Below are 12893 nucleotides of genomic sequence, written 5' to 3'. Positions count from 1 at the left end.
CATCATAATTTAAAAAAAAATCAATAAAAACCCCTCAATACGAATACCGAAGGGCAATTACTAAATAGATCAACCCAGTTTACTTAACTAACTCAAAACTTGCTTTTTTATCTGTATCCGAATTCCCGCCCACAAATACTTCAAAACTACCGACTTCGGCTTCGTTTTTCATATCGAGGTTATAAAATTTAAGATCTTCTGATGAGATCTCGAATGAAACTGATTTCGTTTCACCCTTTTTTAAATTTATTTTTTCGAATCCTTTCAGTTCTTTAACCGGTCTGGTTACCGAACCGACCAAGTCCCTAGCATAGAGTTGAACCACTTCCTGTCCATCGTAATTTCCTGCATTTTTAACATCTATACTGATTTTAAGTTTTTCATCAAAATTAATTTTATCACTTGAAATTTTCATGTTAGAATATTCAAAAGTGGTGTAACTTAACCCAAATCCAAAAGGAAATAATGGGCTATTATCCACATCGGTATATCTGGATTTGTATTTTTGCTCTGGATCAGAAAGCCCTAAATAAGGTCTTCCTGTATTTTTATGATTGTAATATAATGGCAATTGACCCACATTTCTAGGGAATGACATAGGCAATTTCCCGTTTGGATTATTGGCACCAAAAAGGGTTTGTGCAATAGCATCACCACCTCTAGTTCCTGGCCACCAAGCTTCAAGAATTGCATCCATATTTTCATTTTCCCAAGTAAGAGTTAATGGCCTTCCGTTTAGCAATACAAGAACAATTGGTTTACCTAATTTTTTTAATTCAGCCAAGAATTCTTTTTGCAATCCAGGCAAATCGATATTGGTTTGAGAAGCTGCCTCACCTGTCATATTCTCTTTTTCGCCCATAATGGCAACAATTACATCTGCATTTTTGGCGTTTTCAATAGCCTTTTGCATCAAATCTCTTTTTTTGCTTTGGATTTCAACACCTTGATCAAAGGTGACATTGGAAACATTTTTCAAATAATTAGTCACTCCTTCTTTGACGCTGGTAGCAAAACCATTTCTATCACCAAGTGCTGCCCAAGAACCAATAATATTATATTCATCACTTACCAGCGGCCCTACAAAAGCAATTTTTTGGTTTGTTTTTAATGGCAAAATGTTATTGCTGTTTTTTAACAAGACCAATGATTTTTTTGCAATTTCTAAACTGGCTTCTAAAAATTCTGGTTTATATATCGTTTCTTTTTCGCGTTTTTCATCAGAATATCTATACGGATCTTCGAATAATCCTAAGTCGTATTTTACATCTAAAATTCTTTTGCAAGCATCATCAATTTGTGCTAAAGTCACTTTGCCTTCGTCATAGGATTGCTTAGTATAATTCATATAAGCAGCACTTACCATATCCATATCTACACCAGCTTGTAAAGATAATTCTCCAGCATTTTTATTGTCTGAGGCAAAGCCATGAGCTACTAGTTCGTTAATACCGGTGTAATCTGACACAACCAGTCCATCAAATTTCCATTCGCCTTTTAATACATCCCGAATCAAGAATTTACTTCCTGTAGATGGAACTCCTGCAATTTCATTGAATGCCATCATAAAAGTTTTAACTCCAGCGTGAACTGTCGCTTCAAAAGCGGGAAAATAAGTATCCCGCAACACTCTTTCTGACATATTAACTGTATTATAATCTCTTCCAGCTTCAACAGCACCATAAGCAGCAAAGTGTTTGGCGCAAGCCAAAATTGTATTCGTTTTTGATAAATCATCGCCTTGAAAACCTTTAACATTGGCAACAGCCATTTGAGTCCCCAAAAAACTATCTTCACCGGAACCTTCAGAAACCCTACCCCATCTTGCATCACGAGCTATATCTACCATAGGTGCAAATGTCCAGTGAACACCGGCAGATGAAGCTTCGGTTGCGGCAATTCTTGCGGCTAATTCTACAGCTTTTGGATCCCATGAAGAAGCCATTCCAAGATTTATCGGAAAAATAGTCTTATAACCATGAATCACATCATGACCAAATAACAAAGGAATTTTTAACCTTGAATTTTCTAAATTAATGCGTTGAATTTCTCTAGTTGCATTAGCGCCGGTTGCATTAAGAATAGAACCTACTTTACCTTGCTGAATTCGAGTGATAAAATTTTCACCAGATTTTGGACCTGTAATGGTTCCATCAGAAGTAAATTGAACGGTTTGATATATTTTTTCTTCGATTGTCATTTTCGACATCAAATCAGCTACAAACTCAGCTTTGGGCTTAATGATTATGTTTTTTTTATCTGTCTTTTTTTGGCTGTAGCCAATAACTGAAAAGCCAATAAATAGTAGAATTAATTTAATTTTCATATTTGTTTAATAATTAATTTTTTATAAGTTATGTTGGGTTGAAGAAAATCCTAATTTTTTTAAACCAACCTTCACTTCTGGGGCCTGCATAAATAAATTCCAAATTAATCCCGTTCTGTGATTCTCTATCATTGGAGCGATTGTTCCTTGATCTATTGCTAAATATCTTGGTGTAAACCAATTATATTGAGGCGAAAACGCATCATAAGGTCCAGCGACTCCAACTAAAGTGCTCTTTTTTTCATCATATAAAAAATGAAGAAATTTCATACTTTCAACAGGTGTGTATGGAAATGACGATAAGGCGGCTGTTGGCGAAATAACTCCAGGATCATTCAGGGGTTGATGTGCTGTATAACCCGTTGTTCCATCAGAATTTCTGGTATAGCTCGCTGTAAGTCCCCAACATTTATCTGAATAACCTGCCCATTTATTAGGATTAGCTATGCAATATTGATTTATGATTTTTGAATGATTCTGTGTCAAAGTCCAATAATTAGCATAGGCATCTGTTAATCCACGAGGATCTAAGCCCAGATAAGAATAATGTGACCAAAACAAAGGACCAACATTTCCTTGTGCACCGTTATAATTCAATACTACTGGAAAACCATATTGAGAACTTCCACTAACAATCCCTCCGTTTCGCGCCCATCCTTGTTGATAAACAGAGACAGAAATAGGATGTGTTGGAGAAGCTGCACCCAAGACATAGGTAATTAAACATTCATTGTATCCTTCTAATTTAAAATTCATTTGCCAAGCATAATTGGGTGACCAATGCCAATACAAAACATTTTCGCCTTTTGTATACCAATCCCATTCTACACCTTTCCAAAGGTTATCAGCTTTAGTAGCCAGAGCTTGTTCATCTGTATTTCCTTTTTTAAAATACTCTCTAACAGTCAACAACCCTTGACAAAGAAATGAGGTCTCTACAAGATCACCTCCGTTATCTATAGTTCCAAACGGGATTACGTGGCCTGTTTCACCATTTATCCAATGAGGCCAAGCACCGTGAAATCGATCTGCTTTTTCGAGAAAATTTAATGCGATTGTAAGTCTGGAAACTGCCTCAACTCTTGGAATAAAACCTCTTTCAATCCCTACGATTAAAGACATTAGCCCAAAACCAGAACCTCCGGTTGTTACAATATGCGCATCGTTTCCTGGATCATCTGTGTGGTATCGTTCTCTGGCTAATCTTGAATTTGATTCAGCATATTCCCAAAAATATTTTATAGCATCCTTTTGTACTTGATCCATTGCTTGATCATCTGTAAGTACTGTTGGCGTTGGTGTTGGTGCTGGTGTCGGACTAGGTTTTGGAGCATCACTGCTGCTGCTACAACTTAGGATTGAAAACAAAAATACAAAAGCATAAAATTTAAAAGTTTTCATCTATATTTTTTAATAAAACTTACCAAAGCATATGCTTTGGTAAGTTTTGTGTTTAATTATTTTTTCTTTGTATACAACTCATTAATTTCTGCAACGGTAAGTGCTTTACCATACATTCTGAATTGGTCTAAATCGCCAGTCCAGGAATTCATCCAGCCTTGTGAAGGATCACCCGCACCACCAATTCTGAATCCTAAAACATTTGCATCTTTTAGTTTCATATTGCCGTGATTCGTCCATTTTTTTGTGGCAAAAGCGACTCCGTCTTTGTAAAGAGTCATACCTGAGGTTAAGCCATCATAAACAAACGCTAAATGATGCCATTGTCCATCATATACACCAGGAATTTTTTCGGTTCCTAACCATTCGAACCAATGATCTCCTGGTTGCTCGTCAACAAAAAACTTCACGATAGGGGCAGCAACAGTCCCCTCGAATAAACAAAATGCATTGGCTTTAGCCCAGTTATCAGCTAATAGGCTAAAAGTAAATTCAGTTTGTGTTGGAGCTCCGTGTTTTTCCCAAAAAGAAACTGTAAAACTCGATGAATTAGCTACCCAATCATTTGGTTTTGAATAGGAAACAAACAATTTAGGTTTCCCTCCTTTTAGGCCTTTTCCTGAAATACCTTCAGTTGATTCTAATGGATTATCAGTCGGGAATTTAGCACGAACACTATCCACAGCATTCATTAATGAATTTGTAGTTGTACCATCAAAAGCTACATAGAACTTTAAAGGGCCTCCCGGAGCATTGGCATCTTTTGGATAATCGCCTAACGCTGGCCTATCCAACTCTTGACATCCAACAAATGCCAATGAAATAAGTGCTATTCCAAAAGCTTTTTTTATTATTGATTTATTAATTTTCATACTATTTTTTATTAAATCTATTGTTATTAATAATTTGGATTTTGTACCAACACACCACCAGATTTATCGATAGCAGTTTGTGGTATGGGTAAAAATTCGTTTTTATTTTGATATCCTAAGCCTCCCAAAAATGAAGAAGCATCCCCCCATCTAACTAAATCATAGAATCTTTCGTTTTCCATAGCGAACTCAATTCTTCTTTCATGCTTAATGGCATCTCTCAGTAATGATTTATCGGTTGTTGTAACTTTTGGTAAAACCGCATTATTACCCCCTCTTGCTCTAGCTCTAATTAATTCTATATCAGATATTGCCGATGCACTATTTCCGAGTTCATTTGCAGCCTCGGCGTCCATTAATAAAACATCCGCGAATCTCAAAAGCTTAATATTTTCCCAGTTGTTTTGATTTTGATTGTATTTTGTTCTTGTACTTGCTTCAGTATATGCTTTTTTATTCCAATACTTTTGATCTAAAGGAGGACTTGCAGGTAAAACACCACCACCGTAACCACCATCATCTTGCCCAGAAGTCAATATTGTATGATTGTATCTTGGATCATTTGTCTCAAATGCAGCAATTAAATTAGTGGTAGGTATATTGAAACCCCATCCTAAATCCCATACTCCTGTACCTCTCACACCTTGCGAAACGTAATAAATATTGGAATAATAAACATTAGCGGCTGTAATTAATTGTTGAACTTCAAAGATTGATTCACTTGAATTATTCCCTTGAATATTAAACTCATCTTTGAAAGAAGGATTTAAGGAATAAACTCCTGAATTTATAACTTCTTGGCATTTTGCATAGGCCTTTGTATAATCTTTTTGATACAAATATAGCTTGGCCAATAAGGAATTTGCAAAACCCTTTGTAGCTCTTCCGGGATAAGAAGGCCAAGTTGTCGGAAGATATTGAATGGCATATTCTAAATCAGCTATAATAAAGGTATCTACCTGAGCAATTGTTGATTTTGGTTTTATACCATCGGTAACATTAACAATTCTATTGGCTACAATAGGAACTTGTCCATAATCCCTTCTTAAATCAAAATAGGCAAATGCTCTAATAACTCTAGCTTCAGCTTTATTAACTAGAGTTCCATTATCGGTTAGACCTGAAGTATCTACATCATTGATTAAATCGTTACAAGCATATATCAAACTATAATGATCATTCCAATAATCAGTACTTATACCATCGGTAGAAATATATTGAAAGGAATCAAAAACATTCCCTTCAGCTGCTGCATCTCCAGGACTACTTCCTTTTGCCGCATCGTCTGAACGAATACTTCCTAACCAATATCGATTCCAACTTGCAACATTTGAAGTACGCAACTTGCCATATAACCCGAATGCAGTTGCCTCAAAACCTCCAGTAGTTAAATCACCTTTCACTGCTACTCCCAGTGGTAGGGTATTTAGTATGTCATCACTACAAGAATATTGTGTTGATAAAATAAGTGAAGCAATTAATACCCATTTAAATTTTATAATTTTATTTTTCATCTTTTCCATAATTATTTTTCGTTAAAAAGTAAGACTTAAACCAACTGATGTAACTAGTGGCAGTGGATAACCACCATTATCTACATTAAATTGAGTAGCTGAACCTCCTGCATCCGGAGCAAATCCTGAATTCTTTTTCCAGGTGTGTAAATTTTGAGCATTTACATATATTTTTAAATTTTGAATTTTAAAATCTTTAATTTGCAAGGTATCAAAAGTGTAACCCAATTGGATATTTCTAAGTCTCAAATAACTCCCGTCTTCAATGTTGTAGGTAGAGGCTAGTTTATTATAATCAGATCCTTCATAAATTCTTGGTTCCCAGTTTGATGTCCCAGCTCCAGTCCATCTATCTTCTCTTACTTGTCTGTAATTAAATTGCGCAAAAGTACTTCCGTTGCCCCAATTTCTATAAATCTCGTTGCCATATACCCCTTGAAAATCTATTCCAAAGTTGAATTTTTTATATTCTGAATTCAAACTAAATCCATAAGTAAAATCAGGTGTCGGGTTCCCAATTATTGCTCTATCGTCTGGAGTTATTTTTCCATCTCCATTAACATCTTTATATTTTAAATCTCCAGGTCCATAACTACCAACAGTGCTCGGTGCAGAGCTTAGGATATCAGCATACGATTGGTAAACTCCTTCTACAACATAACCGTAAAATGAACCGATTGGATCACCAGCTCTTGTAATAGATGGTCCATCGTAAATACTGTAACCTTCCGTATATACAGATTTTACTTTATTATTTAAAGTGGTTAAATTACCACTGATGGAATATTTGAAATCATCCGTGATTTTATCACTCCAAGAAGCCGAGAATTCAAATCCCTTATTTTCTATTGAACCAGCATTTGTATAAAATGGTTCATTATTTTGATCCTTAACAATTACTAATAAATCTTTAGTTAGTTTATTGAAATAAGTGGCTTCAAATTTAAGTCTATTATTTAAAGTTGCCGCTTCAATACCACCTTCGTAAGATGTTACGCTTTCCCATTTTAAATTAGGATCTGCCCTATATGAAAACACATAAGCGGGAACGACTTGGTTACCAAAAACTGTACTGGCCCCTTCGGTATAATTTGGCAAATAAGGATAGTGTAGCGTTGTGTATTGATTTCCTAATTCTCCATAAGATCCTTTGATTTTTAAATAGTTAAACACTTTTTGGTTCTCCATAAATTTTTCTTTAGTAACCTCCCAAGCACCACCTAAAGACCAAAAATTTTGAAATCTATTTACTGGAGCCAATTCTGACGAACCATCTCTTCTAAAAGATGCGTTAAAAATGTATTTCCCATCATAATTATATAATAACCTAGCTAGATTTGAAGTTGTTGCTCTATCCCATTGCTCAGAATTTGAAATTCGTGTTTCTGAATTTCCAAAAGGAAATACATTTAAATACCACCATCTTGGGTCGTTAGGAATTGGATTATTAATTTTACCATTAACTGATCCGTTAATATTTTCATACTTTTGATAACTTACGGTACGTCCTACTAAAGCAGTAAAGTTGTGAAGTCCAAATGATTTTTGATACGTTAACAACGCATCTTGTTGCCATTTTTGTTCATTAGAATTGTATTGATTAACATTTGTAAGAGTTCTTCCAGCGTAAGGAACAACCTGATTTGTTTCGGCCGCATAAACATCAATTAAGGGAATGTATCCTCTGCCCTTTTTAACATCTAAATCTCCCATAAACGCATAACGAAACGTAAAATCTTTTAAGAATTTTAATTCCGCGAATGCATTTCCGACAAATCTATATTCATCATTAATTTTTGTTTTAATTTCTTCATTAACCGGTATCAATGGATTGCCAATTTGAGCTCCACCAATTTGAATTGGTAATTGATAATATACGCCATCAGCATTATAAGGACTCACTATTGGAGTAGCAATTAACGCAGAACCGAAATTTCCTTCGGATGGAAGTTTAGCTTTATATCCATTTAATTGAGTCCCAATTTTAAAGTTATTATTTACATTAAATTCATCATTTAAATTAAAAGTAGTTTTTTCTAGTCTTTCATTTTTGATTAATCCTTCTTCAACAATATTTCCAATGTTGAGCTGAAGTTTATTAGTATCTGTACCATTAGAGATTGAAATATTACTGCTTTGAACAGTTGCGCCAGAATTTGAAATCTCATCGATCCAATTTGTATTTCCTGTATATTTATCATAATAACTAAAAGCTGGTAAACCCTCGTTTACTAATCTTTCATCGTATAAAGTCTTAAACAAACTTGCATCGGCTAATTTAGGTTTATCAACAATGTTTTTTACACCGATAGAGGAATTGAAATTAACAGTAAATTTTCCACGCTTAGCTTGCTTAGTCGTTACCACAATAACTCCGTTTGCCCCTCTAACTCCAAAAACGGCTAATGAAGATGGATCTTTTAATACATCAATAGTTTCGATGTCATTTGGATTTACAAAATCTATATTGTCATTTAATAAACCATCAATTACATATAAAGGTTTTGTTTGCCCCCTACTAATTGTCCCTCGAATTCTAATATCCGGTTCTTGTCCTATACGTCCAGAGTTTACTACTGATAACCCCGCAACTTTACCTTGCAATGACGCAATAGGGTTTGTATTTGGTTTATCTGCAACTTCTTTTCCGCTTATGCGAACAGTCGTACCAGTTAGGTCTCTTTTTTTGGCAGTCCCGTATCCGATAACCACAACCTCTTTCAATTCGGTGTCTTTGGATTCTTGCAGTTTAACACTCATTACACCAGCAATTGCTTTAGTAGCTAGAGCATCAAAACCTAGCATTGTAATTTTCAATGTTTCGCCTAATTTGGCTTTTATTGTAAAATTTCCGTCAAAATCAGTATCAGCGGTAGTTTTAGAATCGACTGCTACAACAATTGCCCCAGGAATTCCAACACCATTTTTATCTGACACTTTCCCTTTAATTACTTGACCAGACATATAAGCTGGAAGCAGAATGAGTGCTAAAAAAATAAAAATAAAATTTCTCATAAATTAATGATTTGTAAAAGTTAGTAGAGCTAAATTAAATAATTACAACGTTATAGTAAGTTATATAGAGTTACTACACGACTACATCAATTTGTTAAAGCAACACAAAAAACTAATGTTTATTAGTGGCTTAAAGGAATTACATCAAAAAAACAACACATTAAATGATGTAGTAATGATGAGTTATGATATTGCTAATAATTAATTAAAAAATAAGAATATGTGTAAAAAAAATAAGTTTTCTATATGGATAATAAAAATTTTGAGAGGTTTTCATCCTGTATAAGATTTAATTTCTTTCTTAATCTATAGCGTTGCAACTCAACACCACGGAAAGTAATATTCATCATCGGGGCAATTTCTTTAGAAGAAAGGTTCATTTTTAAATAGACACAAAGTTTGACATCCTTTGAAGTAAGATTAGGATATTTTTTAGTGAGGTTGATAATAAATTCGTCGTGAATTTGATTTAGGTTTGATTCAAAAGTTTGCCATTCGTGTTTGTTGATAGCATTTGATTTTATGACTTTTTTAATTTCGCTTTTAAGTTTATTAAAATCTACTTCAGTATCTAAAATTCCCTGAATATTTTCTATCATTTCGCTTTGCTTTGCAATAGAAAGTGATTTTCCTGTTACTTCGGAAGATTTTGTTTGCAATTTTAACTCCAGAATATGCTTTTCATATTCTTGTATATTTAATTCATTTTCCGCTTTTAATTCCATTTCTAGGATTTTCTTTTGATGCTTCAATTCTTCTTCTTGCAATTCTAATTTTTGAATGTAGCGCATTTTGTTCCATTTATAATACAAATATAAAATTGTACCTAAAACAGCAATGTACAAGACTATCATCCAAAATGAAAAATACCAAGGTTTAGCAACAATAAAATCGAAGCTTGAAATTTTGTTATAATTCAAGCCATCAAAATAATAAACAACAATATTCTGAGATCCACTGCTTAAATTATTTAAAACAATCATTCCTTCTTTCACTGGAATGAAATCACTTGATTCATTTATTTTATAAAACAGACGCGGCTTTGTAATGCCATAAATACCAGATATAATTCCAATTTTAAGTTCCGAATTATACTTAATTTTTGATTTATTTTCCACTAAATTTTCATCATTAAAAGCTTCAACCTTTATACTTGGACAATGACTGATTTTGTTTTTTAATTGAAGGGATATAAATCCATCATCCAGATTTAATAAATAATTGTTGTTGCTTTTGAAAATCTTTATGTTATCATTTATTATTTTTCCTCTATAATATTTCTCCTGAATATTATTCCAAACAAATTTATTTTCATTGGCATAAATATGATATAAAAGTCCTTCCTGAAGTACAACAAAGTTATTTTCGTCAATTGCAACTATATCCGAAATGTTTTTAAAATTAGAGTTAAACAATTCATTTTCTATCAATTGATTAGTTATAGAATTATAAGTATACCATGAATTGTGTATCAAAAAGAGGATTTCGTTTCGGAATTCAAATATTTTAACTCCAAAATCATCGGTAATTTTACTCTTTTGGGTTACATTTTCGATTTTAATTGTTTCATAAGTGTCGTTATACAAAATCCGATACAAACCCCTATAGTTATCTGCTGCCCAAATCTCGTTTTTTCTATTTTGAGCAACGTATTTTATAGGTTTAAGAAGCCCTTTAATAATATCCTTTTGAGACAAATCATTCGGATTTTTATATATCCAAACACCGCTATAAGATGCTTGCAAATAGGAATTATTTATATTGCTCTTGATCAAATTCCAACCGCCACTTATAGAGTTCAATTTAGAAAACAATCCGTTTTCATAAAGAAACGTTCCTTCGTTATGACCTATAAGATATTTATTATTTATTTTACTAATATTCCAAGCTTGACCTTGTGTCATTGGAACCATAGAAAAACGTTTGTCTTCATATTTAAAAATACCATGATTTGAGGCTATCAAATAGCCTTTGTCCGTAGTTGCAACTGAATATACCGAGCCTAAAGTACCGGAATTATCATAAAAAATCGAAATGGGTGAATTAACCTCAATATGAGCAATTCCGTTATCTAAACCCAACCATAAATTATTTTCTTTATCCTGACCAATACTCAAAATAGAATTGTTCATCAACACATTATTTCGGTTGATATTGATATACGAATTATCGTTTAAATTAAAAACATAAAGCCCTTTGCTTGCTGTGCCAATAATCAATTTATTGTTTTTTATAAACTTAGCAGCATTCACAATGGCTGTTTTTAAGGTTTCGTTTAAAGGACTTTTCCAAGGACTCAAAACCCCATTCTCAGAGATATAAACCCCATTTCTTTTAGTAAATATATAGGTTTTATTTTGATATTTTTCAATAGCGTGAATGACATTGTTTTCCAGAATATCCCAGCCTTTTATTTTTGAAATTTTAGAGTTATTCATTTTAAAAACACCACTATCCACTGAGGCAATCAAAAGTTGATTGTCAATTTGAAAGCAATAAGAAATAAGGAATGGAAATTTAGTTTTCTTAATTTTCTTGCCATCATAAAGGAAAATCTCGTTGAAGGATTGAAAATAAATTTTGTTGTTAAACTTAAAGATCTTCCAAATTTCCTCATTTTCACTGTCCTCAAAAACCTTTTTTCCGTTAGAAATTGAAACATAAATCATCTTTCCATCTTTGCGAAACCAATACCCAAATTCCTTATACGAACCTGAATAAATTTTTTTGCCATCTACCATTATCGAACGAATTATGGTTTTATTTGGCAATGTATATTTCTCCCATTTTACGCCATCGTAACGCAACAAATAATGATTATTGGCAAAATACATTGCCTTATCGTTCCCCTGGTCAACATTCCAAATCTGATTGTCTCCCTGATAGTTTGATTTATTATAATTTTCAACAAAAGGCAGCAACTCTTGAGAATAAAGTTGAAATGATATCAGACCGAAAAAAAGTAATTTTATGAATAAGGTTTTCAAAATTGGAGGATTAATTTTCAAATATAAAGACATTTTTCCAATAAAAACATAAAAAAAAGCTTCCCAATGGAGAAGCTTTGAATTTAAAATGAATTGTAATATTCAAATTATTTACCATCTACATAATCTTGCAGATAACTAAATCTTGGTGTGAGTTTGCCTTTTTCAGTAATTTTTGCCCGTTCTAAAATCCCGTCTTTGTCTCCATTAAAAAACGCAGGAATTACGTATTCCATAAACATTTCTCCAAAACCTTCACTGGCATCTTTTGGAAGTTCGCAAGGCAAATTATCCACTGCCATAACAACAATCGCCGCAGGATGAAAAACATCCACTTCTTTATTTTCACTCGGTAAATAACCGTACAAAGGATCTGCAATGGTTGCTGACCGGAGTGTGCAGGCAATAGAACCATTGGCATCACAAGAAATATCGGCAACAACTTTTATTTTACAATCTTTAGAGTTAAGCATTTCTCGAGTGAGGATATTTGGAGCTTCATTAGCATGAAAATGTGCCGTAATGTATATATCCGAAACTTTTGTAAAACGTTCAAAATTTGAAACATAGTCATGAGGATTCTGAAAAAAGTCATTAAAATCTAAAACCCTTCCATCCTTTCGAACATTATAATCCAAAACATCAATTTGGGTATAAACGGGTTGAACTAAACCTTCGGTAGCTCTCGCGCTGATTTTGTACCTTTCAAAGATAATTAAAACTTTGAAAATATGACTACAAAAAAAAGCATCCAGATTTATTAAGAGAGAACAAAATC

Annotated in this window: 6 protein-coding genes and 1 pseudogene; all 7 read right to left on the bottom strand. The window is 33.3% G+C overall.

Annotated features, from left to right (window positions below; all coding sequences use genetic code 11):
* Nucleotides 1-79 precede the first annotated feature (79 nt).
* Entirely contained in the window at nt 80-2326 is a 2247-nt protein-coding gene (gene bglX / locus IR213_RS13705) for a beta-glucosidase BglX (protein WP_194312867.1), read from the bottom strand.
* 21 nt (nt 2327-2347) lie between these two features.
* Nucleotides 2348-3727: a glucoamylase family protein gene (locus tag IR213_RS13700; RefSeq protein ID WP_194312866.1), complete on the bottom strand. Its 1380-nt coding sequence runs from the start codon at nt 3725-3727 to the stop codon at nt 2348-2350.
* A gap of 56 nt (nt 3728-3783) precedes the next feature.
* Nucleotides 3784-4599 carry a LamG domain-containing protein gene (locus IR213_RS13695; RefSeq protein ID WP_194312865.1) on the bottom strand — a complete coding sequence of 272 codons (816 nt, stop codon included), beginning with the start codon at nt 4597-4599 and terminating at the stop codon, nt 3784-3786.
* A gap of 26 nt (nt 4600-4625) precedes the next feature.
* The gene (locus tag IR213_RS13690; RefSeq protein WP_194312864.1) at nt 4626-6113 is read right to left on the bottom strand and encodes a RagB/SusD family nutrient uptake outer membrane protein; all 1488 of its coding nucleotides are present in this window, start codon (nt 6111-6113) and stop codon (nt 4626-4628) included.
* A 21-nt stretch (nt 6114-6134) separates the two neighbouring features.
* Nucleotides 6135-9128 (bottom strand): SusC/RagA family TonB-linked outer membrane protein, encoded by a 2994-nt coding sequence (locus IR213_RS13685; protein WP_194312863.1) that lies wholly within the window; start codon nt 9126-9128, stop codon nt 6135-6137.
* A gap of 242 nt (nt 9129-9370) precedes the next feature.
* Nucleotides 9371-12136, bottom strand: a complete 2766-nt coding sequence (locus IR213_RS13680; RefSeq protein ID WP_228479196.1) for a ligand-binding sensor domain-containing protein — start codon at nt 12134-12136, stop codon at nt 9371-9373.
* Nucleotides 12137-12222: 86 nt separating this feature from the next.
* Nucleotides 12223-12893 (bottom strand): annotated as a pseudogene (locus tag IR213_RS13675) (hypothetical protein); the annotation flags it as partial.

Source organism: Flavobacterium soyangense (genome assembly GCF_015277675.1).
GTDB classification, from domain to species: domain Bacteria; phylum Bacteroidota; class Bacteroidia; order Flavobacteriales; family Flavobacteriaceae; genus Flavobacterium; species Flavobacterium soyangense.
The sequence above is the reverse complement of the archived record's forward strand: the minus strand, read 5'-3'. Positions and strand labels throughout refer to the sequence as shown.

Bases quoted from the DNA above. Each gene is read 5' to 3' on its own strand.
- bglX (WP_194312867.1), bottom strand. From the start codon at position 2,326: ATGAAAATTAAATTAATTCTACTATTTATTGGCTTTTCAGTTATTGGC.
- IR213_RS13700 (WP_194312866.1), bottom strand. From the start codon at position 3,727: ATGAAAACTTTTAAATTTTATGCTTTTGTATTTTTGTTTTCAATCCTA.
- IR213_RS13695 (WP_194312865.1), bottom strand. From the start codon at position 4,599: ATGAAAATTAATAAATCAATAATAAAAAAAGCTTTTGGAATAGCACTT.
- IR213_RS13690 (WP_194312864.1), bottom strand. From the start codon at position 6,113: ATGAAAAATAAAATTATAAAATTTAAATGGGTATTAATTGCTTCACTT.
- IR213_RS13685 (WP_194312863.1), bottom strand. From the start codon at position 9,128: ATGAGAAATTTTATTTTTATTTTTTTAGCACTCATTCTGCTTCCAGCT.